The organism is Pseudomonas sp. (assembly GCF_049300855.1).
Lineage (GTDB): Bacteria > Pseudomonadota > Gammaproteobacteria > Pseudomonadales > Pseudomonadaceae > Aquipseudomonas.
Genome location: NZ_JBAQKH010000026.1, coordinates 68,069 through 93,227, shown reverse-complemented (window position 1 = coordinate 93,227; position 25,159 = coordinate 68,069). Strand labels below are relative to the sequence as shown.

The window sequence follows — 25,159 nt, the reverse complement described above, 5'->3', positions numbered from 1 at the left end:
CTCCGGGAGAGGGCTGGGGTGAGGGTAAAGCTGTATATCAATACCCGACAGTAAACCGCTGACGCGAATGCTTCGGCGTTTCCACTTCGTCGATCAGCGCAATCGCGTAATCAGCAAAGGTAATCCAGCTACGCCCCTCGGCACTCACCAGCAAGTGATCCTTGCCGACACGGAAACTCCCCGTGCGCTCACCTTCAACAAATTCCGCCGACGGCGACAGAAAGGTCCAGTCCAGATCCTGTTCCTGACGCAACGCCTCAAGAAACGCCGCACCGGCGCTGGCTTCGGTTTTGTACTCCGCCGGGAAACCCGCACTGTCGATCACTCGCGTATCGTCCGGCAGCAACAGCGAACCGGCACCACCCACCACCAGCAGACGCTTGACGCCCGCCTGCTTCACCGGCCCGACAATCGCGGTCGCCGGGACGGTAGCGAAATGCGCAGCGGTGATCACCACATCATGACCGGCCACCGCGTCTTGCAACGCCGCGGCATCCAGCACATCGACATTCTTGCTGACCACACCGGCACGCGCGCCGATCTTCGAGGTATCGCGGGCAATAGCGGTAACGCTATGGCCACGACGCAGGGATTCTTCCAGCAGTTGGCTACCGGCACGTCCGGTGGCACCAATGATTGCGATCTTGCCCATGACATTCTCCAGTTGGCTTGAGAGTGCTGCGTTTTTCAGAATCGGCTCACCAGTGCATTTCGCCCTTGGCGACTTTCGCGCTCAGCTCCAGCGAGCTTTCCTCGCCGAGTTTCGGGTAGCGCTTTTTCATCGCGGCGATCAGTGCGGCGGAATCTTTGGCCTTGGCGGTTTCCGCGTCGAAAGCCTTAATGTAGTCGGCGGTGAATTTCACGCTGGCCAGCGAACGGCTGCTGTCGCCCAGGTAATGACCCGGCACCACGGTGTTCGGCTTGAGGGTTTCGATCGAGTGCAGGGTTTCCAGCCAGTCGGCATGGGATTGCGCGGTCTGGGTGTCGGCCATCCACACGTGAATGTTCTCGGCGACGACCACGCCACCGACCACGGCTTTGAGCGACGGAATCCACACAAAACTGCGGTCCGGTTGTTTGCCATCGAGGCCGACCACCTGCAATTTCTGCCCTTCGAGCATCAGGCTGTCGCCCTTGAGCACGCCCGGCACGATGGTTTTCGCTGGCACGTCCGCGCCCATTTTCGGGCCCCAAAAGGCCAGTTTGCCGGCGACGGTTTTGTTGATGTGGTCGACGGTCGGCTGCGAAGCCAGCACCTTGGCGTCAGGGAAAGCTTGGGTCAGGGTGTCGAGGCCGAAGTAGTAATCCGGGTCACCGTGGCTGATGTAGATGGTGGTCAGGTGTTTACCGCTGGCGCGGATCTTTTCCACCACCTTTTCAGCCTGGGATTTGCCGAATTGCGCATCGACGAGGATCGCGTCTTTGTCGCCGCTGACCAGCACCGAGGTCACCGGAAAAATCGCATTGGTACCCGGGTTGTAGACATCGAGGGTCAGGTTGGCAGCGGCGGCATGCGCGGCGAAACCGAGGGAGGCGGTGGCGAGTAGAACGCGTTTGAGTGTGGTGAAGCCGATCATCTGTTGCTCCGGTGTCGGAATGCCGTGCTTGGCGATGGAACAGAGCTTAGTTGCCTGACTCAGTACAAAAAATGCGATGCTTGAACATAGTTTGTTTCTGAAAGCGGGCAAATCATGGATCGTCTCCAAGCAATGCGGGTGTTTGTCACCGTGGTGGATCTGGGCAGTCAGTCGGCTGCGGCTGATCATCTGGACCTTTCGCGGCCAGTGGTTTCGCGTTATTTGGCGGAACTGGAAGACTGGGTCGGCGCACGCCTGATGCACCGCACCACGCGCAAGCTGAGCCTGACCGCCGCCGGCAGTGAGATTCTGCCGCGCTGTCGGCAAATGCTCGAACTGTCGACCGACATGCAAGCCGCCGTCAGCGAACCCCATGATGCGCCACGCGGCTTGCTGCGGATCAGCGTCAGCACCTCGTTCGGTCAGGCGCAACTGGCCGATGCGATGGCCGCTTACGTCAAGCGCTATCCCGGTGTCAGCATCGATATGCAAATGCTCGATCGCACGGTGAATCTGGTCGATGAGCGCATCGATCTGGCGATTCGTACCAGTAATGACCTGGACCCCAACCTGATCGCCCGACGCCTGACCGTCTGTCGTTCGGTGGTCTGCGCGGCGCCGGCGTATCTGCAGGAGCAGCCGGCGCCGCAACGGGTCGAGGAATTGAGTCGGCACAACTGCCTGACGCACTCGTACTTCGGCAAGAGCCTGTGGCATTTCGAGGAGGACGGCGAACCGGTGTCGGTGCCGGTGCAAGGCAACATCAGCGCCAACGAGGCCAGCACGTTATTGCGCGCAACACTGGCCGGCGCGGGGGTGGCGATGCTGCCGACCTATCAGGCCGGGGTGCATATTCACAACGGTGAACTGGTTCGCCTGCTACCCCATGCCGAGCCACGACAGATGAACATCTACGCCGTGTATGCCTCGCGCAAACACATGCCGGCGGCGTTGCGCAGCATGCTGGATTTTCTGGTGCTCAGATTTCCGGAAAGCCCCGAATGGGATATCGGTCTGTAAACCCAATCCACTGTGGGAGCGAGCTTGCTCGCGAAGAGGGAATTTCATTCGAAAACTGCATTGGCTGACACGCCCTCTTCGCGAGCAAGCTCGCTCCCACAAAGGGTTCATCAGCGTGCTGAATGCCGTGGTAAATCCTCAAGCACACTCGCTGGCAACTCCCCGCCGCTGACCTATGCTGAAAGTAATACCGCAGGGTATGTCGTTCAGAGGTCAACGCCATGAACATCAAAACAAGAAGGTACTTCGCGATTTTCATCACCTGCGCCGCCACGTTGGCGCTGTACGGCACCGCGGCCTGGCGGGTCGAGCAACTGCGACAGCTGCCGCGCGAGTACGCGAGCTGCAACTTCGAGCGCTGCATTCCGCACAACGCCACGCTGAACGCGTTGCGCTGAGGCTGAGGCTGACTCATTACCTGTGGGAGCTGGCTTGCCACAGGTTTTTGAGGTGGTTATGAAATTACTGTTCGGCCTTCAGACGGTCGCGAAAAGCCTTTGGCGAAATCCCCACCCGCCGCCGGAACAGCCGCGTGAAGTTGGTCGGATCGGAAAACCCCAACAATTCCGACATCTCGTAAATCGTCATGCTGGTGTAAGTCAGCAAGCGCTTGGCTTCCAGCAACTGACGCTCGTGCATGATCTGCAACGCCGGTTGCCCCGCCAGTTCGCGGCACGTGCCGTTGAGGTGTGACACCGAAATCCCCAACCGATGAGCCAGGTCTTCGACCTTGACGTGCTGACGGTAAGTCTCTTCCACCAGTTGAATGAAACCATTGAGGTATTCGCGCTGACGTTGCGGGCGCTGACTGGCTTTGTGCCTCACCAGCGCCTGACGGCTGACCCAGACCATGATCACGCTGACCAGCGAATGCATGAGCATTTCCCGCGCCGGTTGATGACCGTTGTATTCGGCCTGCAACGCCGAGAACAGGCTGTTGAGGTAATCGCCGTCCTGAGCGGCCGGGTAGTTGTCCGCGCTGGCCAGCGCCTGTACCGAATCGCCCAGCTGCGCCTGCAAGTGGTTGATCAGCGGGGTGGCGAGGGTAACGATGAATCCTTCGACGTCCTCGGAAAAACGAAAGCCATGCACCGATAACGGTGGCAAGACTTGAATGGCTGGCGTCTGGAGCTGGGTGCGTTGCCCTTCGATCTCAAGCTCTGCCTGACCTTTGAAGACGAAGAGTAATTGGCACAAATCGGCATGGCGGTGGGGTTTGATTTCCCATTCATGTTCGCGACTGCGGGAGGAAATGGTTTCACAGTGCAGCAAGTCGGGGGTCGGCCAGTCCAGGCTTTCACCGTAGAGCTTGAACACTGGAATCGAAGGCAGCTCAGGCTTGTTCATCACTTCAATCCAGGCCTCGGGGTTGTGGGCGATAATCGCACCGATTGGCAGAATGTACAGGTATCGGCTCAGTTTTCACCTTCAATTGACAGACCCGCAAGGGAAAAATGCAAGCACTCGATCCATAAAAATCATTCACCGGTCTGAGCCGCGTGAAGCTTGCGAGTCATAAAAACAATGAAAACGCTGAAAACCCAAGTCGCCATTATCGGCGCCGGTCCATCCGGATTGCTCCTCGGCCAGTTGCTGCACAACGCGGGCATCGACACTCTCATCCTCGAACGTCAGACCCCCGATTATGTCCTCGGGCGCATCCGCGCCGGCGTGCTTGAACAAGGCATGGTAGAGCTGTTGCGTCAGGCTGGCGTGAGTCAGCGCATGGACGCCGAAGGGCTGGTGCACGGCGGTTTCGATCTGGCCCTGGACGGGCGTCAGGTGCACATCGATCTGCACGCATTGACCGGCGGCAAGAGCGTGATGATCTACGGCCAGACCGAAGTCACTCGCGACCTGATGGCCGCTCGTCGGGAGGCTGGTGCGCCGACGATTTACCAGGCGAGCCATGTCGTGCCTCACGACATGAAAAGCGACGAGGCGTTTGTCACCTTTGAAAAGGACGGTGAAATCTTTCGCGTCGACTGCGATTACATTGCCGGTTGCGACGGATTCCACGGCGTCGCGCGGCAGTCGATTCCGGCCGATTGTCTGAAAGTGTTCGAGCGCGTTTACCCGTTTGGCTGGCTGGGCATTCTCGCCGACACGCCGCCGGTGCATGACGAGTTGGTCTACGCCCGTCACGAACGCGGCTTTGCCTTGTGCAGCATGCGTTCGGCCACCCGCACCCGTTATTACCTGCAAGTGCCGGCGGAGGAAAACGTCGATGACTGGAGCGATCAGCGCTTCTGGGATGAATTGAAAAATCGCCTGCCGGTGGCGCTTGCCGAGAAACTGGTCACCGGCCCATCGATTGAAAAAAGCATCGCGCCGCTGCGCAGTTTTGTCGTCGAGCCAATGCAGTACGGACGGATGTTCCTGGTCGGCGATGCCGCGCATATCGTTCCGCCGACCGGCGCCAAGGGTCTGAATCTGGCGGCGAGTGACGTCAGCACGTTGTTCAATATCCTGCTGAAGGTTTACCGCGACGGCCGCACCGAGCTGCTGGAAAAATACTCGGAGATCTGCCTGCGCCGCGTCTGGAAAGCCGAGCGCTTTTCCTGGTGGATGACCTCGATGCTGCACCGCTTCGATGATCACGACGCTTTCAGCCAACGTATCAGCGCCTCGGAACTCGACTACTTTGTCAGTTCAGAAGCAGGGCGAAAAACCATTGCAGAAAATTACGTCGGACTTCCGTACGAGGCTATCGAATAGCTTCCTATCGACTTACACTGGCGAGCATCCACCCGCGCGCCATGGCCGCGCGGGTCAATCACTGCCCGCAGGCTCGCCCGTGACCAATCTCAATCACCCCGAAACGCCCAAACCGGCCATTCGCAGCGTGCTGGTCGCGCTGATGATGGCGATCTTTCTCGGCGCGCTCGACCAAACCATCGTCGCCGTGTCGATGCCGGCCATTTCTGCTCAGTTCAAGGACGTCAGCCTGCTGGCCTGGGTGATTTCCGGGTACATGGTGGCGATGACCGTGGCGGTGCCGATCTACGGCAAGCTCGGTGACTTGTACGGGCGGCGCAAACTGATGCTGTTCGGCATGGGCCTGTTCACCCTCGCCTCGCTGTTTTGCGGCATGGCGCAGAGCATGGAACAACTGGTGCTGGCGCGGATCCTTCAGGGCATCGGCGCCGGCGGGATGATTTCGGTGAGCCAGGCGATCATCGGCGACATCGTGCCGCCGCGTGAACGCGGGCGTTATCAGGGTTACTTCAGCAGCATGTACGCAGTGGCCAGCGTCGCCGGGCCGGTGCTCGGCGGTTACATGACCGAATACCTGTCGTGGCGCTGGGTGTTTCTGATCAACCTGCCGCTGGGCCTCGGCGCTTACTGGGTAGCACGACGTAATTTGCGCGGGCTGCCGATTCCGCAACGCAAACCGATCATCGATTACCTCGGCACACTGTTGATGATCATCGGCCTGACCGCCCTGCTGTTGGGCATTACCCAGGTCGGTCAGGGTCATGCGTGGCGCAGCGCGCAAGTGCTTGGCCTGTTCGCTTGTGCGGTGGTGGTACTGGCGGTGTTTGTCTGGCACGAGCGCCGGGCGCGGGAACCGTTGCTGCCGATGCACCTGTTCGCCAATCGCAACGCCTTGCTGTGCTGGTGCACGATTTTCTTCACCAGTTTCCAGGCGATTTCGCTGATCGTGCTGATGCCGCTGCGCTTCCAGAGTGTCACCGGTGCCGGCGCCGACAGCGCCGCCCTGCACTTGCTGCCATTGGCGATGGGCTTGCCGATTGGTGCGTATTTCGCCGGCCGTCGTACTTCGATCACCGGGCGCTACAAACCACAGATCCTGACCGGCGCGATGCTGATGCCGATTTCGATTCTCGGCATGGCGTTCAGTCCGCCAGAGGCGACGCTGCTCAGCGGCTTGTTCATGCTGCTCAGCGGGATTGCCGGTGGCATGCAATTCCCGACATCGCTGGTGGGTACACAAAACTCGGTGGAACAACGCGACATCGGTGTGGCCACCAGCACCACCAACCTGTTCCGCTCCCTCGGCGGCGCGGTGGGTGTGGCGTTGATGTCGGCGTTGTTGCTGGCGCTGTTGCAGGATTCGAGTTTCGCCCATTTGGCGAGCAGTTCGCTGATGAGCGAGGGACATTCGGGCAACGTCTTGCTCGATGGTCTGAACGCCGCACCGGGGGATGCGCAAAATGCCTTGCGCGCTGAATTGCTGGTGACGTTCCGGCATTTGCTGTGGGTAAGTGCGGCGGTGTCGTTGCTCGGGTTGGCGGCAGCGATTGCGATGCCGAACAACCTGCTGCGCGGACGTGAGCACGGCGCCAAATAACGTTCTCCCCTTGATCGTTCCCACGCTCTGCGTGGGAATGCCTCAACGGACGCTCTGCGTTCGGCTTTGAAGGGGACGCAGAGCGTCCCGGGCTGCATTCCCACGCGGGGCGTGGGAACGATCATCCTTCAAGGGCTGTAGTAACCGACGGCGACGAGGAAGTGCCCGGCCTTCTTCAGGTACGCATGTTTATCCTCGACCTTGCCGGTCACCGGGTTCTTCCAGCGGTATTCGTACTCACCCTCATCCTGCTTGCCGATCAGCGCCAGAATCGGCTCGCCCACCGGTTTGCCTTCCGGGTCCTTGACCTTGCCGAAGTCGGTATTGACCAGCCGCAGATTGGTACCGTGGGCGACGTAGCGCTGCGTATTCAGGTCAACCACAAACACATACAGGTCATCCTGCAAGTAGCCACCCTTGAGCGAATTGATCGCCGTCAGCGTGCCCTTCTCGTCTTTGCTCAGGTCAGTCGCCGCTTTGTCGAGCAAGGCTTTGGCCTGCTCGGCCGAGGCTCGCGGCAAGTAATAACCGACCGCCAGAATCCGCTGACCGATGCGCTGGTAATACACATGTTTGCGCTCGACCTTGCCGTCTGCCTGATTCTGCCAGCGGTATTCCGCCTGCTGAATGCCATTGCCCTCGGGCACCCGCAACGCTTCCTTGAAAGCTTTCTGCAAATCCGGGCCGAGCACTTCACTGACATCACGACCGATCAGCGCCGAAGAAGGCCCGCCGCTGGCGAGCATCACGCCTTTGGTGTCGACCACAAAGACGTAGCGATCCTTGTCGACAAACTCGCCCTGGCGGCTGAACGCGGCAAAGGCCTTGTCGCCGTTGTCGTGATAGTAAGCGAGTGCTTTCTCCAGCAAGGCGATGGCGGCCTGGCCGTCATCCTTGGCGGTGGTGGCGGCGCTGGCCGGGCCCACGCCGGCCAGTAACATCAAACAGAGCCAGGCGAATTTTTGCACAAACCCCATGACGCATCCCTCGTTCTTGTTGGTGTTTCAAGAGCGTAGACGGCTTGGGGTGATGTACGAGTATTCAGAATGATGCAGGGGATTACAGGATCTCCTGTGGCGAGGGGGCTTGCCCTCGCCACATCGGCATTTATGGGCGGGCGTTGATCTGCTGCTGCAGGTTCTGGATCTGCGCCTGCAGCGTATTGATATTGCGGGTCATCTGCCCACGGAAGGCGTCGAATTCAGCGGTATTACCGCCGCCCTGCGCGGCGGCCGGACGGTTGTCCTGTTCGCTTTTGAGCACGACGATTTCCTGTTCGAGGCGATCGATCGCCGCGCTCGGGTTGCCCTGCTTCTTCAATGCCGCGATATCGGCGCCGAGACTTTTGAACTGAGCGTCAAAGGCCTTCAACTGCGTGTCGACCTTGCTGGTGTCGGCGGGTGTGCTTTTTATCGTCGCCAGTTCCGCACTCAGGGCTTTGACCTGCGCTTGCAACTGAGTATTGGCGTTCTGCTGTTCGGTGGTCTGCGCGGTCATCTGCGCCAGACGCTTGTCCAGATCACTGGCCTGCCCCGCGACGCCCTGCTGCTGTTTGCTCTGATCGAGCAACTTGCCTTCGAGCTGTTTGATCTGCAGCTTCAGCGCTTCGCTGTCGCTGGTGACGTTGGATTGACTGGCCACGACCTTGCCGGAAATGTCCTGCAAGCGCCCCGCCGCCTCTTCACTGATCCGCGCGAAACTTTCCTGGGTCGCGACCAGTTGCTGCTCCATCAGCGAGATCTGCTGGAAACTCCACCAGGCCAGACCGACGAAGGCGAAAAACAAGGCGCCGACCAAGGCCCACAATGGCCCGGTGCTCGCGGCCTTGACCTTGACCACCGGCGGCGTGCGCGAGTGCACGGAGGTGCGGGCGGTGGTCGGAATGTCATCGTCGTCGAAGGTGTCGGCACGCAGGCTCGGGACATCATCGAAATCGTCGTGGGCATCATTACGCATGGACATTGAGGCAACCTTTGTGAAACGCGGTGATGGCTAAATGCTGCGAAGTATAACCGCCGCAGCCGCAGGGATTGACCCCCGAGCGGCTACGCGGTTCATTGCCGGCCGGCCAATTCGTTTCAGCGGATGTCCTGAGCTTTCCACCACACGCAGAACTCATCCAGCGCCGACCACAGGCTGACTTTCGGATCGTAGTCGAGATAATGCCGGGCGCGGCTGATGTCGAGGGTGAAATTTTTTTTCATCACCTGCATGCCCAGGCGCGACAGGGTTGGCTCCGGGCGCCCCGGCCAGAGCTTGCACGCGCCTTCGTTGAGCGCTGCGACGCTGTAGGCCAGACCATACGAACGGTACTTGCTGACCTGCGGCACTTCCATCTTGCGCATCACGTAATTGACCACATCCCACAGCGGCACCGGCGCGCCGTTACTGATGTTGTAAGCCTTGCCCAACGCGGAACCGGCGGCGAGCAGACTGCTGAGCAGCGCTTCGTTGAGGTTCTGCACGCTGGTGAAATCGACTTTGTTCAGGCCATTGCCAATGATCGCCAGGCGACCCTTGCGCTGCATGTTGAGCAGACGCGGGAAGATGCTCATGTCGCCGGCGCCGGTGACGAAACGCGGGCGCAGCGCAATGGTCTCGAGACCGAATTCCTGTGCCCCGAAGACCTTCTGCTCGGCCAGATATTTAGTCGCCGCGTAGTGATGCTTGAAGCGCTTGGGCACTTGCTCTTCGGTCAGGTTGAGATGATCACGACCATCGAAATAGATCGATGGCGAGGAGAGATGCACCAGGCGCCGAACCCGCTGTTTCAAACAGGCTTCGACGACGTTTTCGGTGACCTGCACATTGCCCTGATGAAAGTCCTGATAGCGGCCCCACAGGCCGACGGCACCGGCGCAATGCACCACGGCTTCAACGTCGGCACACAACTCGCGGACCAGATCGGGATCGGTCAGATCGCCGGGCACAAACTCGGCACCACGGCGCACCAGATGCTCGACGCTTTCGGCCCGGCGACCGTTGACCCGCACGTCCAGGCCCTGCTCCAGGGCGAAACGCGCAAAACGTCCGCCAATGAAGCCGCTTGCGCCGGTGACCAGAATTTTCATGTAAAGCTCCGATGTCTTTCGTTTTGCCTGATTCGTGTGTCTTGACGCTGGCCGTCACTCCAACGGCACCAGCCATTGCGCCGACGAACGCACCAATTGCTCGGTCAGCAAGCCCAGCAGCTGACCGCCATTGCGCCAATGATGCCAGTACAACGGCACGTCGATCGGTTTATCTGGCAACAGTTCGCGCAGTAACCCGCGTTGCAGTTGATCGCGCACTTGCAGTTCCGGCACCAGGCCCCAGCCGAGGCCGGCTTCGGTCAGGCGGATGAAACCTTCCGAAGACGGGCATAAATGATGTTCGAATCCACCATCGACGCCCAACGAGGCGAGGTAGCGATGCTGGAGGAAATCATCCGGGCCGAACACCAGCGCCGGCGTGCGAGGCAGTTGTTCGGCACGCACGCCGTCGGGGAAATGCCGCTCGATGAACGCCGGGCTGGCCAGTGCGCGATAACGCATCGCCCCCAGCAACACGCTGCGCGCGCCGGCCACCGGTCGTTCGCTGGCGCACAGGCATGCGGCCACTTCGCCAGCGCGCATACGTTTGAGGCCGACGGTCTGGTCTTCGACGATCAGATCGAGCAACAAATGTTGTTCGGCACAGAAGTCGCCGACCGCTTCGGCCCACCATGTGGCGAGGCTGTCGGCATTCAACGCAATGCGCAGACGCTCCGGCAAACCCTCTTCGTCCAGCGCCGGCACCAGGGTTTGCAGGTCGCGCTCAAGCAAGCGCACCTGCTGCACATGGTTGAGCAGGCGCCGGCCAATCTCGGTCGGCGATGGCGGCGTACTGCGTATCAGCACCGGCTGGCCGATTCGCGCCTCAAGCAGTTTGATCCGCTGCGAGATTGCCGATTGCGACAAACCCAGCACCTGCGCGGCGCGTTCGAAGCCGGCCTGCTCAACGACGGCCGCCAGAGCAGAAAGCAATTTGTAGTCGAACATCAGTTTTCCTAATGAGCGATCAGCACTATTGGTTTTTCTTATACAGCGTTCGACCGGAGAATAGCCAGCAAGCACTCTTTATCAAGGAACACTGCAATGGCTGGCGAAACCTCACTCACGACCCTGTTGCGCAGCATGAGCCCGCAACTCAATGCCGGTGATTACGTGTTCTGTACCCTGCGCGACGGTCTGTTGCCGAGCGGTGTGGACATCATCGGCAGCTTCCGCGAACAGGAAGGCTTGACGGTGATTCTCGAACGTTCGCAGGCCGAACAGGCCGGTTTCAGTTTCGACTATGTCGCTGCGTGGATCACCCTCAACGTGCATTCGGCGCTGGAGGCCGTCGGCCTCACAGCCGCGTTCGCCACGGCATTGGGCAAGGCCGGGATCAGTTGCAACGTGATCGCCGGGTACTACCACGACCATTTGTTTGTCGGCCAGGCCGACGCCGAACGCGCCATGCAAGTGCTGCGCGATCTCGCAGCCAACGCGGAGTAGATCTTATGTGGCAAAGCTATGTGAACGGCCTGCTGGTGGCATTCGGACTGATCATGGCGATCGGCACGCAGAACGCGTTTGTCCTGGCGCAGAGCTTGCGCCGTGAACACCACTTGCCCGTGGCGGCATTGTGCGTGGTCTGTGATGCACTGCTGGTCGCCGCCGGGGTATTCGGTCTGGCGACGATTCTGGCGCAGAACCCGACGCTGTTGGCGATTGCCCGCTGGGGCGGCGCGACGTTTCTGATCTGGTACGGCAGCCAGGCGCTGCGCCGGGCCTGTTCGAAACAGAGCATGGATCAGGGCGCAAACCAGACCGTGCGTTCGCTGCGTGCAGTGATGCTCAGCGCTTTGGCCGTGACGCTGCTCAACCCCCACGTTTATCTGGATACGGTGTTGCTGATCGGCTCGCTGGGCGCGCAGCAATCGGTGCCCGGCGCTTATGTGGTCGGTGCTGCGAGCGCCTCGCTGTTGTGGTTTTTCACTCTGGCACTCGGTGCCGCATGGCTAGCGCCATGGCTGGCCCGGCCGAGTACCTGGCGGATCCTTGATCTGGTGGTGGCGTTGATGATGTTCACGGTCGCGGGGCAATTGATATTGGCATCCTGATTTATTCCAAAAGGCTCTGGAACCTCTATCCCACACAGTTGTTGCGTGGTTATGCCGCAACCCCGGTGCTATGATCGAAACCCTGCGCCGCAAAGAGTAAAAACTCGCCGGTGCATTTCTGGCCGCCCGTGATCGGCCTTGCGCTCACCGCAACAGACCTGATTAGGAGAATCATCATGGCTTTCGAATTGCCGCCGCTGCCTTACGCACACGATGCCCTGCAGCCGCACATTTCCAAGGAAACCCTGGAATACCACCACGACAAGCACCACAACACCTACGTCGTGAACCTGAACAACCTGGTGCCAGGCACCGAGTTCGAAGGCAAGACCCTGGAAGAAATCGTCAAGACTTCCTCGGGCGGTATCTTCAACAACGCCGCTCAGGTCTGGAACCACACTTTCTACTGGAACTGCCTGGCGCCAAACGCCGGCGGTCAACCAACCGGCGCGCTGGCTGAAGCCATCAACGCTTCGTTCGGTTCGTTCGACAAGTTCAAGGAAGAGTTCAGCAAAACCTCGATCGGCACCTTCGGTTCCGGCTGGGGCTGGCTGGTGAAAAAGGCTGACGGTTCCCTGGCCCTGGCCAGCACCATCGGCGCCGGCAACCCGCTGACCAGCGGCGACACCCCGCTGCTGACCTGCGACGTCTGGGAACACGCTTACTACATCGACTACCGCAACGTTCGTCCGAAGTATGTCGAAGCGTTCTGGAACCTGGTCAACTGGAAGTTCGTCGCTGAGCAGTTCGAAGGCAAAACCTTCACCGCTTAAGCTGCGCGCCAGTCAAAAAACCCGGCTTTTGCCGGGTTTTTTTATGCCCGGATAAACCCCGTACGATGATCGTTCACACGCTCCGCGTGGGCATGCAGCCCGTGACGCTCCGCGTCACTGGACGCAGAGCGTCCCTGGAGGCATTCCCACGCGGAGCGTGGGAACGATCAAACAGAAAATGCAGCCTCAGGCCGCTTGCCGCCATGCCACAGCCGGCTACCATCAAAAAGAGGAAAATATCCTGCGAACCGCTCAAGTTGAGGGCCAAAACTACCGACACAGTACAAATAGGGCTAATACTCCAGACAGCAGCATTTCGGCCAACGCCACGGGCAAATGACCTTGGGCCTGATTGTCCCTTTGACTGCCAACTCGGGATTGCCAATACTCATGGCAACTTGACGCTACCCGCACGGATTAAGGAATAACCCTTTGAAGCTGGAACTCAAGAACAGCTTGTCGGTGAAGTTGCTCCGGGTCGTGCTCCTGTCGGCATTGATCGTCGGCGTAGTCTTGAGCTGCGCGCAGATTGTTTTCGATGCCTACAAAACCCGTCAGGCGGTTGCCGGCGACGCCGAACGCATCCTCGACATGTTCCGCGACCCCTCGACCCAGGCCGTTTACAGCCTGGACCGGGAGATGGGCATGCAGGTGATCGAAGGCCTGTTCCAGGACGATGCCGTGCGTCAGGCCTCCATCGGCCATCCCAACGAAGCCATGCTCGCGCAGAAATCCCGCGAATTGCAGCATTCCAACAGCCGCTGGCTGACCGATCTGATCCTCGGCCAGGAACGCACCTTCACCACGCAATTGGTCGGGCGTGGCCCGTACAGCGAATATTACGGCGACCTGAGCATCACCCTCGACACCGCCACCTATGGCGAGGGTTTCATCGTCAGCTCGGTGATCATTTTCATTTCCGGTGTGCTGCGCGCACTGGCCATGGGTCTGGTGCTGTATCTGGTCTATCACTGGCTGCTGACCAAACCGCTGTCGCGGATCATCGAGCACCTCACCGAGATCAACCCGGATCGCCCCAGCGAGCACAAGATTCCGCAGCTCAAGGGTCACGAGAAAAACGAACTGGGGATCTGGATCAACACCGCCAACCAGTTGCTCGAATCGATCGAGCGCAACACCCATCTGCGCCACGAAGCGGAAAACAGCCTGCTGCGCATGGCCCAGTACGACTTCCTCACCGGCCTGCCGAATCGCCAGCAATTGCAGCAGCAACTGGACAAGATTCTGGTCGACGCCGGCAAACTGCAACGCCGAGTCGCGGTGTTGTGCGTGGGGCTGGATGATTTCAAAGGCATCAACGAACAATTCAGCTACCAGACCGGCGACCAATTGTTGCTGGCCCTGGCCGATCGCCTGCGTGCCCACAGCGGCCGCCTCGGCGCCCTCGCCCGCTTGGGCGGCGATCAGTTTGCGCTGGTCCAGGCCGATATCGAACAGCCATACGAAGCAGCGGAACTGGCGCAAAGCATTCTCGATGATCTGGAAGCGGCGTTTGCCCTCGACCATCAGGAAATCCGCCTGCGCGCAACCATCGGCATCACCCTGTTCCCGGAGGACGGCGACAGCACCGAGAAGCTGTTGCAGAAGGCCGAGCAGACCATGACCCTGGCCAAGACCCGCTCGCGCAACCGCTATCAGTTCTATATCGCCAGCGTCGACAGCGAGATGCGCCGCCGCCGCGAGCTGGAAAAAGACCTGCGCGATGCGCTCTTGCGCGATCAGTTCTACTTGGTCTATCAGCCGCAGATCAGCTATCGCGATCACCGCGTGGTCGGCGTAGAAGCGCTGATTCGCTGGCAACATCCGGAGCACGGTCTGGTGCCGCCGGACTTGTTCATTCCGCTGGCCGAGCAGAACGGCACGATCATCGCCATCGGCGAATGGGTGCTCGATCAGGCCTGCAAGCAGTTGCGCGAATGGCACGATCAGGGCTTTGCCGACCTGCGCATGGCGGTCAACCTGTCTACCGTGCAGTTGCACCACGCCGAACTGCCACGAGTGGTCAACAACCTGCTACAGATGTACCGCCTGCCGCCGCGCAGTCTGGAGCTGGAAGTCACCGAAACCGGTCTGATGGAAGACATCAGCACCGCCGCCCAGCACTTGCTCAGCCTGCGCCGCTCCGGCGCACTGATTGCCATCGATGACTTCGGAACCGGCTATTCGTCACTGAGTTATCTGAAAAGCCTGCCGCTGGACAAGATCAAGATCGACAAGAGCTTCGTCCAGGACCTGCTCGATGACGACGACGATGCGACCATCGTTCGCGCGATCATTCAGTTGGGCAAGAGCCTCGGCATGCAGGTGATCGCCGAGGGCGTGGAAACGGCTGAGCAGGAAACCTACATCATCTCCGAAGGCTGCCACGAGGGTCAGGGTTACCACTACAGCAAGCCGCTGCCGGCGCGCGAGCTGGGTGCCTATCTCAAGCAGGCGCAACGCACTAACGCAGCCATTTTATAAAAGCAAAAGATCGCAGCCTGCGGCAGCTCCTATAGGGAATGCATTCCAAATGTAGGAGCTGCCGCAGGCTGCGATCTTTTGATCTTCGTAAATAAGAAATATTTCCAGCCACAACCCTTTACACATAATGCGAAAGATTTGCATTATGTCGCAGTTTTGCGCACCCCCGCGCCTGTCCAATCAACTACCGAAGCAGGATGTTCGCCATGATTCGTATGCCTCTGGCTACCGCCAGTCTGCTGGCCATCGCTATTTCCCTCGCCGGTTGCGGCGAAGGCAAAGACAAGGCTGCAGCACCCGCCGCGCCGACGCCAGCCGCCAGCACCACCGCTCCTGCGGCTGCGCCTGCCGCTGCCGGTAAAGTCGACGAAGCCGCCGCCAAGGCTGTGGTTGCGCACTACGCCGACATGGTCTTCGCCGTTTACAGCGATGCCGAATCCACCGCGAAGACCCTGCAAACCGCCGTCGACGCCTTCCTCGCCAAGCCGAACGCCGACACCCTGAAAGCCGCCAAGGCTGCCTGGGTCGCTGCACGCGTTCCGTACCTGCAGAGCGAAGTGTTCCGCTTCGGCAACACCATCATCGACGATTGGGAAGGTCAGGTTAACGCCTGGCCACTGGACGAGGGTCTGATCGACTACGTCGACAAATCCTACGAGCACGCACTGGGTAACCCGGGCGCTACCGCCAACATCATCGCCAACACCGAAGTTCAGGTCGGCGAAGACAAGGTCGACGTCAAAGACATCACCCCGGAAAAACTCGCCAGCCTCAACGAGCTGGGCGGTTCCGAAGCCAACGTCGCTACCGGCTACCACGCCATTGAATTCCTGCTCTGGGGCCAGGACCTCAACGGCACCGGCCCTGGCGCTGGCAACCGTCCGGCTTCGGACTACCTGGAAGGCGCCGGCGCCACTGGCGGTCACAACGATCGTCGCCGTGCCTACCTGAAGTCCGTGACCCAACTGCTGGTCAGCGACCTGGAAGAAATGGTCGGTAACTGGAAGCCGAACGTGGCTGACAACTACCGCGCCACGCTGGAAGCCGAGCCGGGCGAAACCGGTCTGCGCAAAATGCTCTTCGGCATGGGCAGCCTGTCGCTGGGCGAACTGGCGGGCGAGCGCATGAAGGTTTCCCTGGAAGCCAACTCCCCAGAAGACGAGCAGGATTGCTTCAGCGACAACACGCACAACTCGCACTTCTACGATGCCAAAGGCATTCGTAACGTCTACCTGGGCGAGTACACCCGCACTGACGGCACCAAAATGACTGGCGCCAGCCTGTCGTCGCTGGTGGCCAAGGCCGACCCGGCTGCCGACACCGCGCTGAAAGCCGATCTGGCGGCAACTGAAGCCAAGATCCAGGTCATGGTCGATCACGCCAACAAGGGTGAGCACTACGACCAGTTGATCGCGGCCGGCAACACCGCTGGCAACCAGATCGTTCGCGACGCCATCGCATCGCTGGTCAAGCAGACCGGTTCGATCGAAGCCGCTGCTGGCAAACTGGGCATCAGCGACCTGAACCCGGACAATGCTGATCACGAGTTCTGATCACTGCGTTCGATTCAAAAAAAGGCGACCTTCGGGTCGCCTTTTTCATGCCTGCTTTCTGTGGTGATGCTGATGGCCCCATCGCTGGCAAGCCAGCTCCCACAGCGATTGCTGGTGTACACAGATATTGTGAACGCCGCTGTACCTGTGGGAGCTGGCTTGCCAGCGATGGCCGCACCTCGGTCTCGAGTGAAATCCTGCGCCATATCAAGCAAACGATAATTCCTCTTATTCAAACCCCCTCGCCCTGTTAGACTTTGCGCCTTTATTTTCGCCCGTCCGCAGGATGTCTGATGCCCTCGCTGCCTCTTCGCTTGTCCGCACTGTTGCTGGCCCTGGGCCTGAGTGCCTGCGATGACGCCCCGCGTTTCACCAAGGCCGAGCCCGGTGAAGCGCGTTCGGGTGGCGCGGCGACCGTGCGCAAGACCGATCAGAACGCGTTCTCGCTGCCCTCAGCCAACCTGCCGCCGTCGCGGCGGGTGGATTTCAGCGTCGGCAACAGTTTCTTCCGCAGCCCTTGGGTGATCGCACCGTCGACCACCACGGCGCGCGATGGTATCGGCCCGCTGTTCAACACCAACGCTTGCCAGAACTGCCACATCAAGGACGGTCGCGGTCATCCGCCAACGCCGGATGCGGCCAACGCGGTGTCAATGCTGGTGCGCTTGTCGATTCCTGATGCGCCGGAATATGCCCGGCTCATCGAGCAGGTCGGCGTGGTGCCGGAGCCGGTTTACGGCGGCCAGTTCCAGGACATGGCCGTGCCCGGCGTCGCCCCGGAAGGCAAGGTGCGCGTCGACTACACCCCGGTGCCCGTACGGTTCAAGGACGGCAGCGAAATCGAGCTGCGCAAACCGGTGTTGCAGATCGCCCAACTGGGTTACGGCCCGATGCACCCGGACACGCGTTTTTCGGCCCGCGTCGCGCCACCGATGATCGGCCTCGGCCTGCTTGAAGCGATCCCCGAAGAAGCGATCCTCGCCAACGCTGCCGCCCAGGCCAAAGCGAACAACGGCATCAATGGCCGGCCAAACCGGGTCTGGGATGACGAATTGCAGAAAACCGTCATGGGCCGTTTTGGCTGGAAAGCCGGGCAACCGAACCTCAATCAACAAAATGTTCACGCATTTTCCGGTGACATGGGCCTCACGACCAGCCTGAGACCCTTCGATGACTGCACCGACGCACAAACCGCCTGCAAACAGGCACCGAACGGTAATGGCCCGGACGGCGAGCCGGAAGTCAGCGATAACATTCTGCGTCTGGTGCTGTTCTACAGCCGTAACCTCGCCGTACCCGCGCGCCGTGGCGTCAACGATGCACAAGTCATCGCCGGCAAGAACCTGTTTTTCCAGGCGGGTTGCGATTCGTGCCACACGCCGAAATACACCACCGCCGCCAACGCCGCCGAACCTGAATTGGCCAATCAAGTGATTCGTCCGTACAGCGATCTGCTGCTGCATGACATGGGCGACGGCCTGGCCGACCACCGCACGGAATTCCAGGCCTCCGGCCGCGACTGGCGCACGCCGCCGTTGTGGGGGATTGGCCTGACGCAAGCGGTCAGCGGCCACACACAGTTTTTGCATGACGGTCGCGCACGCAATCTGCTCGAAGCGGTGCTTTGGCACGGCGGCGAAGCTGCGGCGGCGCAGCAACAGGTTTTGTCTTTCAATGCCGAGCAGCGTGCCGCGCTGCTGGCGTTTTTGAACTCACTTTAAACACTGATAAAAGAATCGGGAGCCCGACATGTTCCGTCCCAAGCTACTGTTCACCAGCCTTGCCGCGCTCGCCCTCGGCGCCTGTTCGCCGCAGGATCCGCAAGCGGTCACCTCGGCGGCCATCGCCAAATCGGTGATCCTGCCGACCTACACCCGTTGGGTCGAAGCCGACAAGCAACTGGCGGTCAGCGCCCTCGCCTACTGCCAGGGCAAAGAAACCCTGGAGACCGCCCGCGCCGACTTCCTCCACGCACAGAAAGCCTGGGCCGAGCTGCAACCGCTGCTGATCGGTCCGCTGGCCGAGGGCAACCGTTCGTGGCAGGTGCAGTTCTGGCCGGACAAGAAGAATCTCGTCGGCCGTCAGGTCGAGCAGTTGGTCGTCGCACAGCCGCAGATCGATGCCGCCGCACTGGCCAAATCGAGCGTCGTCGTGCAAGGCCTGTCGGCTTACGAATACATCCTCTTCGACGCCAAGCCTGACGTGGCCAACGCCGAGCAGAAAGCCAAGTACTGCCCGCTGCTGATCGCCATCGGCGAGCGTCAGAAGCAACTGGCCGAAGAGATTCTGCAGAACTGGAACAACACCGACGGCATGCTCGCGCAGATGACCAAGTTCCCCAACCAGCGCTACGCCGACTCCCACGAAGCGATCGCCGATCTGCTGCGTGTGCAGGTCACCGCGCTGGACACCCTGAAGAAAAAGCTCGGCACGCCAATGGGCCGCCAGAGCAAGGGCGTGCCACAGCCGTTCCAGGCCGATGCCTGGCGCAGCCAGTCTTCACTGACCGCGCTGGAAGCCAGCCTTGCCGCCGCGAAAACCGTGTGGGAAGGCGTCGACAACAAAGGCCTGCGCGGTCTGTTGCCGGCTGAGCAAAAGCCGTTGGCCGACAAGATCGATGCTGCCTACGCCGCTTCGCTGAAACTGTTCGACAGCACCCAGCGTTCGCTCGGCGAAATGCTCGAAGACGACGCCGGTCGTCAGCAACTCAATGACATCTACGATAGCCTCAACGTCGTCCATCGCCTGCACGAAGGCGAACTGGCCAAGGCGCTGGGCATCCAACTGGGCTTCAACGCCAACGACGGTGACTGATGAGGGCAACGGCCATGCTGCGACGTCAGGTTCTGACTTTAGGTAGTGCACTGCTGGGAGCAGTGACGCTGGGCGGCTGGACGCTGTTCAAACGCAAGGATCAGAGCCCGCTGTTGCTGTCGGCGCGCGACGACACCGACGGCAAGCATTACGCCGTCGGTTATCGGCTGGATGGCACGCGGGTGTTCGCCACCGAAGTCGGCCAGCGTTGCCACGACATCATCAACCACCCGACGCAGCCGATTGCACTGTTCGTCGCGCGGCGTCCGGGCACCGAGAGTTACCTGATCGATCTGCGTGACGGCACGCTGTTGCAGACGGTGACCTCGCAGCCGAACCGGCATTTCTACGGCCACGCCGTGGTGCACAAGGACGGCGAATACCTGTACGCCACCGAGAACGACACCAGCGATCCTGGTCGCGGTCTGCTCGGCGTGTACAAGTTCGAAGGCGAGCGACTGGTGCACACGGGGGAGATTTCCACCCACGGTCTCGGCCCGCATCAGGTGTCATGGATGCCTGACGGCGAGACGCTGGTGGTGGCCAATGGCGGGATTCGTACCGAGGCGGAAAGCCGTGTCGACATGAACCTCAACGCCATGGAGCCAAGTCTGGTGCTGATGCAGCGCGACGGTACGCTGCTGAGCAAGGAAACCCTCGCCCAGCAGATGAACAGCGTGCGTCACTTGGGCATCGCCAGCGACGGCACCATCGTCGCCGGTCAGCAATTCATGGGCGCCTCGCACGAGCGTTCAGAGCTGCTGGCGATCAAGCGTCCGGGGCAGCCGTTCGTGGCGTTCCCGGTGCCGGAGCATCAGTTGCAGTCGATGGGGCATTACACCGCCAGCGTCGCCGTGCACAGCGATTTGCGCCTGGTCGCGCTGACGGCACCGCGTGGCAACCGCTTCTTTATCTGGGATCTGGACAGTGGCGAAGTACGCCTCGATGCGCCGCTGCCCGATTGCGCCGGTGTCGGTGCGGTGAAGGACGGTTTTGTCGTGACCTCCGGTCAAGGGCGTTGCCGGTACTACGATTGCCGTCAGGATGAGCTGCTGGCCAAGCCGCTGGAATTGCCGGCGGGGCTCTGGGACAACCATCTGCATCTGATGGCATAAGCCGCCCGCTTTCTCTGCTGCCACGACCTCAAGGGTGAGGGGATTTTATCTCCCTCACCCTTTTCTTCACCTGTAATAACTGTCAGTTGGAATCCCCCCTGTACTCGGAGTAATGTGCCCGCCTGTCTCACCTGATTTATCCAAGGAACTGGAAATATGCTGCGTCGCCGCATGCTGATCATGTTGGGTGTTGTTTTGTTGATCGTCCTGGTGTTGGGCGGCTACAAAGCCTTTTCGATCTACACAATGATCCAGGGCTTTTCCAAGCCGAAACCGCCGATCAGCGTCGCCGTGGCCCACGCCACCGAGCAGCCGTGGCAATTGCGCTTGCCTACCGTCGGCACGCTCAAGGCGCTGCAAGGGGTCGAGCTGAGCCTGGAGGTCGCCGGCACCGTCACCGAGCTCAAGTTCGAATCCGGGCAGAAGGTCAAGGCCGGGCAACCGTTGCTGCAACTCGACAGCGCCGTCGAAACCGCCCTGCTGGAAACCGCCAGGGCCGATCTGGGCCTGGCGCAACTGGACTTCGGCCGTGGCGCGCAACTGGTCGACAGCCGTGCCATTTCCAAAGGCGAGTACGACCGCCTCTCCGCCGTGCTGCAAAAGAACAAGGCCACGGTCAATCAGCTCAACGCTTCGCTGGCGAAAAAACGCATCCTCGCGCCGTTCAGCGGCACCATCGGTATCCGTCAGGTCGACGTCGGCGACTACCTCGCCAGCGGCACTAAAATCGCCACATTGCAGGATCTCAGCAGTCTCTACGCCGACTTCTACCTGCCCGAGCAATCGGTGCCAAAACTGGCCATCGGTCAACCGGTGCAAATCTCGGTCTCCGCTTACCCCGGGCAAAACTTCGCCGGCAAGATCAGCGCGATCAACCCGATCGTTGAAAGCACCACGCGCAATATTCTGATCCGCGCCACGCTGGCCAACCCCGACGGCAAACTGTTGCCGGGCATGTTCACCAGCCTCGAGGTGCTGCTGCCGGATCCGCAGAAACACATCGTCGTGCCGGAAAGCGCGATCACCTACACCCTCTACGGCAACTCGATCTACGTGGTCGGGCAGAAGAAAGCCGAGGACGGCAACGTCGAAAAAGACGACAAGGGCCAACCGGTGCTGATCGCCGAACGCCGCTTCATCGAAACCGGTGAACGCCGCGATGGCCTGGTGATGATCAACAAGGGCGTGCAGAACGGCGAACAAGTGGTGACGGCTGGCCAGATCAAACTGGACAACGGCGCGCACATCGCGATCAGCGACGACAAGACCCTCGGCGAGCAGAACAGTCCGCCCCGCGCCGACTGATCAAGGAATCCTCATGGCTTTTACTGATCCGTTCATCCGCCGCCCGGTGCTCGCCACTGTGGTCAGCCTGTTGATTGTGTTGCTCGGCTTTCAGGCCTGGAGCAAGTTGCCGCTGCGCCAATACCCGCAAATGGAAAACGCCCTGATCACGGTGACCACCGCTTATCCCGGGGCCAACGCCGAAACCATTCAGGGCTACATCACCCAGCCGATGCAGCAGAGTCTGGCCAGCGCCGAGGGCATCGACTACATGACCTCGGTCAGCCGGCAGAACTTCTCGGTGATCTCGATCTACGCGCGCATCGGTTCCAATACCGACCGTTTGTTCACCGAATTGCTGGCCAAGGCCAACGAGGTGAAAAACAAATTGCCGCAGGACGCCGAAGATCCGGTGCTGAGCAAAGAATCCGCCGACGCCTCGGCGCTGATGTACATCAGCTTTTTCAGCAAGGACTTGAGCAACCCGCAGATCACCGACTACCTGTCGCGGGTGATCCAGCCAAAACTGGCGACGCTGCCGGGCATGGCCGAAGCGGAGATTCTCGGCAACCAGGTATTCGCCATGCGCCTGTGGCTCGACCCGGTGAAGCTCGCCGGTTTCGGCCTCAGCGCCAGCGACGTGACCAACGCCGTGCGCCAATACAACTTCCTCTCCGCCGCCGGCGAAGTGAAAGGCGAGTACGTGGTCACCAGCATCAACGCCAACACCGAATTGAAATCCGCCGAAGCGTTCGCCGCCATTCCGCTCAAGGTCAGTGGCGACAGCCGGGTGCTGCTCAGCGATGTCGCGCGGGTGGAAATGGGCGCGGAAAACTACGACTCGATCAGCTCCTTCGGCGGCACGCCGTCGGTGTATATCGGCATCAAGGCGACACCCGGCGCCAACCCGCTGGACGTGATCAAGGAAGTGCGCAAGCTGATGCCCGAGCTGGAAGCGCAGCTGCCGCCGAACCTGAAAAGCGAGATCGCCTACGACGCCACGCTGTTCATTCAGGCCTCCATCGACGAAGTGGTGAAAACCCTGTTCGAAGCGGTGCTGATCGTCATCGTCGTGGTGTTCCTGTTCCTCGGCGCACTGCGCTCGGTGGTGATCCCGGTGGTGACCATTCCGTTGTCGATGATCGGTGTGATGTTCTTCATGCAGATGATGGGCTACTCGATGAACCTGCTGACGCTGCTGGCGATGGTGCTGGCCATCGGCCTGGTGGTGGACGATGCGATTGTCGTGGTGGAGAACATCCACCGGCACATCGAGGAAGGCAAGACGCCGTTTGATGCGGCGCTGGAAGGCGCGCGGGAAATCGCCATGCCGGTGGTGTCGATGACCATCACCCTGGCGGCGGTGTATGCGCCGATCGGCTTCCTGACGGGACTCACGGGGGCGCTGTTCAAGGAGTTTGCCTTGACCCTGGCCGGTGCGGTGGTGATTTCCGGCATCGTTGCCCTGACCCTGTCGCCGATGATGTGCGCGTTTTTGCTGCGTCACGAGGAAAACCCCAGTGGCCTGGCGCACCGCCTCGACCGCGTCTTCGAAGGCCTCAAGCGCCGCTATCAAAGCATGCTGCATGGCACGCTGAACACGCGGCCGGTGGTGCTGGTGTTCGCGGTGATCGTGTTGTGCCTGATCCCGGTGTTCCTCAAGTTCACCAAGTCGGAGCTGGCCCCGGATGAAGACCAGGGCATTATTTTCATGATGGCCAACGCGCCACAGCCGACCAACCTCGATTATCTGAGCACCTACACCGACGAGTTCATCAAAATATTCAAGGAATTCCCGGAGTACTACTCCTCGTTCCAGATCAACGGCTACAACGGCGTGCAGGCCGGTATTGGCGGTTTCCTGCTCAAACCATGGAACGAGCGCAGTCGCACGCAGATGCAGATCCTCCCAGAGGTACAAGGAAAACTGGGTGCCATCCCCGGCCTGCAGATTTTCGGTTTCAACCTGCCCTCCTTGCCCGGTACCGGCGAAGGCTTGCCGTTCGAGTTCGTCGTCAACACCGCCAACGACTATGAATTGCTGCTGCAAGTGGCTGACCGGATCAAGAAGCGTGCGATGGAGTCGGGCAAGTTCGCCTTCGTCGACCTTGATCTGGCGTTCGACAAACCTGAAGTGGTGGTGGATATCGACCGCGCCAAAGCCGCGCAGATGGGCGTGTCGATGCAGGACCTCGGCGGTACGCTGGCGACATTGTTGGGCGAGGCGGAAATCAACCGGTTCACCATTGAAGGGCGCAGCTACAAGGTCATCGCCCAGGTCGAGCGCCCCTACCGCGACAACCCGGACTGGCTGAACAATTACTACGTAAAAAACACTCAGGGTGAACTGTTGCCGTTGTCGACGCTGATCAAGGTCAGCGACCGCGCACGACCGCGCCAGCTCAACCAGTTCCAGCAACTCAACGCCGCGAAGATTTCCGGTTTCCCGCTGGTGAGCATGGGCGAAGCCATCGACACCGTGTTGCAGATTGCCCGCGAAGAAGCGCCCGCCGGGTTCGCTTTCGACTACGGCGGCGCCTCACGCCAGTTCGTGCAGGAAGGCAGTGCCCTGTGGGTAACTTTTGCGCTGGCGCTGGCGATTATCTTTCTGGTACTGGCGGCGCAGTTCGAGAGTTTCCGCGACCCGCTGGTGATTCTGGTCACGGTGCCGTTGTCGATCTGCGGGGCGCTGATTCCGCTGTTCCTTGGCTGGTCGAGCATGAACATCTACACCCAGGTCGGGTTGGTGACGCTGATCGGGCTGATCAGTAAACACGGGATTCTGATCGTCGAGTTCGCCAACCAGTTGCGCAAGGACAAGGGCCTGACCGCGCGTGAGGCCGTTGAGGAAGCGGCGGCGATTCGTTTGCGGCCGGTGTTGATGACCACGGCAGCGATGGTGTTTGGCATGGTGCCGCTGATTCTCGCCACGGGTGCCGGTGCGGTCAGCCGCTTTGATATCGGCATGGTGATTGCCACAGGGATGTCGATTGGCACGTTGTTTACGCTGTTCGTCTTGCCATGCGTTTACACCCTGCTGGCGAAACCCGATCCCAAACCAAGCGCATAAAAAAAGGCCTCGCATCTGCGAGGCCTTTT

Annotated in this window: 21 protein-coding genes; 14 read left to right on the top strand and 7 right to left on the bottom strand. The window is 60.5% G+C overall.

Annotated elements, in window-relative coordinates:
- Positions 1-37 precede the first annotated feature (37 nt).
- Complete coding sequence (locus tag WA225_RS10050) at positions 38-652, bottom strand: NAD(P)-dependent oxidoreductase (RefSeq protein ID WP_422607820.1); 615 nt, start codon at positions 650-652, stop codon at positions 38-40.
- Positions 653-698: 46 nt separating this feature from the next.
- On the bottom strand, positions 699-1,577 hold the full coding sequence (locus WA225_RS10045) for an MBL fold metallo-hydrolase (protein WP_422607819.1): 879 nt from the start codon (positions 1,575-1,577) through the stop codon (positions 699-701).
- A gap of 114 nt (positions 1,578-1,691) precedes the next feature.
- Between WA225_RS10045 and WA225_RS10040 the strand changes: the two genes are divergently transcribed.
- A complete protein-coding gene (locus WA225_RS10040; protein ID WP_422607818.1) occupies positions 1,692-2,597 on the top strand; it encodes a LysR family transcriptional regulator in 906 nt (301 codons plus the stop codon).
- Between the two features lie 221 nt (positions 2,598-2,818).
- Positions 2,819-2,995, top strand: coding sequence for a hypothetical protein (locus tag WA225_RS10035; RefSeq protein ID WP_008085463.1), 177 nt, complete (start codon positions 2,819-2,821; stop codon positions 2,993-2,995).
- A gap of 64 nt (positions 2,996-3,059) precedes the next feature.
- On the opposite strand, the gene WA225_RS10030 is transcribed toward WA225_RS10035, so the two are convergent.
- Positions 3,060-3,944, bottom strand: a complete 885-nt coding sequence (locus WA225_RS10030) for a helix-turn-helix domain-containing protein (RefSeq protein ID WP_422607817.1) — start codon at positions 3,942-3,944, stop codon at positions 3,060-3,062.
- Between the two features lie 186 nt (positions 3,945-4,130).
- On the opposite strand from WA225_RS10030, the gene pobA reads away from it, so the two are divergent.
- Together pobA and WA225_RS10020 are read left to right on the top strand one after the other, a co-directional pair.
- Positions 4,131-5,315: a 4-hydroxybenzoate 3-monooxygenase gene (gene pobA, locus WA225_RS10025; RefSeq protein ID WP_422608205.1), complete on the top strand. Its 1,185-nt coding sequence runs from the start codon at positions 4,131-4,133 to the stop codon at positions 5,313-5,315.
- A gap of 79 nt (positions 5,316-5,394) precedes the next feature.
- Positions 5,395-6,912: an MDR family MFS transporter gene (locus WA225_RS10020; RefSeq protein WP_422607816.1), complete on the top strand. Its 1,518-nt coding sequence runs from the start codon at positions 5,395-5,397 to the stop codon at positions 6,910-6,912.
- A 128-nt stretch (positions 6,913-7,040) separates the two neighbouring features.
- Here the strand turns inward: WA225_RS10020 and WA225_RS10015 are convergent, their stop codons facing one another.
- The 4 genes from WA225_RS10015 to WA225_RS10000 all read right to left on the bottom strand — a co-directional run bounded on the left by WA225_RS10015 (position 7,041) and on the right by WA225_RS10000 (position 10,931).
- Positions 7,041-7,889 (bottom strand): cache domain-containing protein, encoded by an 849-nt coding sequence (locus WA225_RS10015; protein WP_422607815.1) that lies wholly within the window; start codon positions 7,887-7,889, stop codon positions 7,041-7,043.
- A 130-nt stretch (positions 7,890-8,019) separates the two neighbouring features.
- On the bottom strand, positions 8,020-8,874 hold the full coding sequence (locus WA225_RS10010; protein WP_422607814.1) for an ATPase: 855 nt from the start codon (positions 8,872-8,874) through the stop codon (positions 8,020-8,022).
- A 116-nt stretch (positions 8,875-8,990) separates the two neighbouring features.
- Positions 8,991-9,983, bottom strand: a complete 993-nt coding sequence (locus WA225_RS10005) for an NAD-dependent epimerase/dehydratase family protein (protein WP_422607813.1) — start codon at positions 9,981-9,983, stop codon at positions 8,991-8,993.
- Between the two features lie 54 nt (positions 9,984-10,037).
- The gene (locus WA225_RS10000) at positions 10,038-10,931 is read right to left on the bottom strand and encodes a LysR family transcriptional regulator ArgP (RefSeq protein ID WP_422607812.1); all 894 of its coding nucleotides are present in this window, start codon (positions 10,929-10,931) and stop codon (positions 10,038-10,040) included.
- Between the two features lie 96 nt (positions 10,932-11,027).
- Between WA225_RS10000 and WA225_RS09995 the strand changes: the two genes are divergently transcribed.
- From WA225_RS09995 to WA225_RS09950, 10 genes are all read left to right on the top strand, one after another.
- Positions 11,028-11,429, top strand: coding sequence for an ACT domain-containing protein (locus WA225_RS09995; protein ID WP_422607811.1), 402 nt, complete (start codon positions 11,028-11,030; stop codon positions 11,427-11,429).
- A 5-nt stretch (positions 11,430-11,434) separates the two neighbouring features.
- Positions 11,435-12,037 (top strand): LysE/ArgO family amino acid transporter, encoded by a 603-nt coding sequence (locus tag WA225_RS09990; protein ID WP_242206596.1) that lies wholly within the window; start codon positions 11,435-11,437, stop codon positions 12,035-12,037.
- 176 nt (positions 12,038-12,213) lie between these two features.
- Positions 12,214-12,810 (top strand): superoxide dismutase, encoded by a 597-nt coding sequence (locus WA225_RS09985; RefSeq protein ID WP_008085479.1) that lies wholly within the window; start codon positions 12,214-12,216, stop codon positions 12,808-12,810.
- Positions 12,811-13,242: 432 nt separating this feature from the next.
- Entirely contained in the window at positions 13,243-15,294 is a 2,052-nt protein-coding gene (locus WA225_RS09980) for a putative bifunctional diguanylate cyclase/phosphodiesterase (RefSeq protein WP_422607810.1), read from the top strand.
- A gap of 206 nt (positions 15,295-15,500) precedes the next feature.
- Complete coding sequence (locus WA225_RS09975) at positions 15,501-16,847, top strand: imelysin family protein (RefSeq protein ID WP_422607809.1); 1,347 nt, start codon at positions 15,501-15,503, stop codon at positions 16,845-16,847.
- A gap of 293 nt (positions 16,848-17,140) precedes the next feature.
- Entirely contained in the window at positions 17,141-18,568 is a 1,428-nt protein-coding gene (locus WA225_RS09970) for a di-heme oxidoredictase family protein (protein ID WP_422607808.1), read from the top strand.
- A 28-nt stretch (positions 18,569-18,596) separates the two neighbouring features.
- Positions 18,597-19,661 (top strand): imelysin family protein, encoded by a 1,065-nt coding sequence (locus WA225_RS09965; protein ID WP_007916589.1) that lies wholly within the window; start codon positions 18,597-18,599, stop codon positions 19,659-19,661.
- 14 nt (positions 19,662-19,675) lie between these two features.
- Complete coding sequence (locus tag WA225_RS09960) at positions 19,676-20,776, top strand: DUF1513 domain-containing protein (protein ID WP_422607807.1); 1,101 nt, start codon at positions 19,676-19,678, stop codon at positions 20,774-20,776.
- A gap of 156 nt (positions 20,777-20,932) precedes the next feature.
- Complete coding sequence (locus WA225_RS09955) at positions 20,933-22,081, top strand: efflux RND transporter periplasmic adaptor subunit (RefSeq protein ID WP_422607806.1); 1,149 nt, start codon at positions 20,933-20,935, stop codon at positions 22,079-22,081.
- 13 nt (positions 22,082-22,094) lie between these two features.
- Positions 22,095-25,130 (top strand): multidrug efflux RND transporter permease subunit, encoded by a 3,036-nt coding sequence (locus WA225_RS09950; RefSeq protein WP_422607805.1) that lies wholly within the window; start codon positions 22,095-22,097, stop codon positions 25,128-25,130.
- Positions 25,131-25,159: the final 29 nt, after the last annotated feature.

What these genes read in the sequence shown, in the direction of transcription:
- WA225_RS09955 (WP_422607806.1), top strand. Translation starts at nt 20,933, where the DNA reads ATGCTGCGTCGCCGCATGCTGATCATGTTGGGTGTTGTTTTGTTGATC.
- WA225_RS09985 (WP_008085479.1), top strand. Translation starts at nt 12,214, where the DNA reads ATGGCTTTCGAATTGCCGCCGCTGCCTTACGCACACGATGCCCTGCAG.
- WA225_RS10015 (WP_422607815.1), bottom strand. Translation starts at nt 7,889, where the DNA reads ATGGGGTTTGTGCAAAAATTCGCCTGGCTCTGTTTGATGTTACTGGCC.
- WA225_RS09960 (WP_422607807.1), top strand. Translation starts at nt 19,676, where the DNA reads ATGCTGCGACGTCAGGTTCTGACTTTAGGTAGTGCACTGCTGGGAGCA.
- WA225_RS10035 (WP_008085463.1), top strand. Translation starts at nt 2,819, where the DNA reads ATGAACATCAAAACAAGAAGGTACTTCGCGATTTTCATCACCTGCGCC.
- WA225_RS09975 (WP_422607809.1), top strand. Translation starts at nt 15,501, where the DNA reads ATGATTCGTATGCCTCTGGCTACCGCCAGTCTGCTGGCCATCGCTATT.
- WA225_RS10005 (WP_422607813.1), bottom strand. Translation starts at nt 9,983, where the DNA reads ATGAAAATTCTGGTCACCGGCGCAAGCGGCTTCATTGGCGGACGTTTT.
- WA225_RS10045 (WP_422607819.1), bottom strand. Translation starts at nt 1,577, where the DNA reads ATGATCGGCTTCACCACACTCAAACGCGTTCTACTCGCCACCGCCTCC.
- WA225_RS10040 (WP_422607818.1), top strand. Translation starts at nt 1,692, where the DNA reads ATGGATCGTCTCCAAGCAATGCGGGTGTTTGTCACCGTGGTGGATCTG.
- WA225_RS10010 (WP_422607814.1), bottom strand. Translation starts at nt 8,874, where the DNA reads ATGTCCATGCGTAATGATGCCCACGACGATTTCGATGATGTCCCGAGC.
- WA225_RS09970 (WP_422607808.1), top strand. Translation starts at nt 17,141, where the DNA reads ATGCCCTCGCTGCCTCTTCGCTTGTCCGCACTGTTGCTGGCCCTGGGC.
- WA225_RS09965 (WP_007916589.1), top strand. Translation starts at nt 18,597, where the DNA reads ATGTTCCGTCCCAAGCTACTGTTCACCAGCCTTGCCGCGCTCGCCCTC.
- WA225_RS09990 (WP_242206596.1), top strand. Translation starts at nt 11,435, where the DNA reads ATGTGGCAAAGCTATGTGAACGGCCTGCTGGTGGCATTCGGACTGATC.
- WA225_RS10030 (WP_422607817.1), bottom strand. Translation starts at nt 3,944, where the DNA reads ATGAACAAGCCTGAGCTGCCTTCGATTCCAGTGTTCAAGCTCTACGGT.
- WA225_RS09950 (WP_422607805.1), top strand. Translation starts at nt 22,095, where the DNA reads ATGGCTTTTACTGATCCGTTCATCCGCCGCCCGGTGCTCGCCACTGTG.
- WA225_RS09995 (WP_422607811.1), top strand. Translation starts at nt 11,028, where the DNA reads ATGGCTGGCGAAACCTCACTCACGACCCTGTTGCGCAGCATGAGCCCG.
- WA225_RS10000 (WP_422607812.1), bottom strand. Translation starts at nt 10,931, where the DNA reads ATGTTCGACTACAAATTGCTTTCTGCTCTGGCGGCCGTCGTTGAGCAG.
- WA225_RS10050 (WP_422607820.1), bottom strand. Translation starts at nt 652, where the DNA reads ATGGGCAAGATCGCAATCATTGGTGCCACCGGACGTGCCGGTAGCCAA.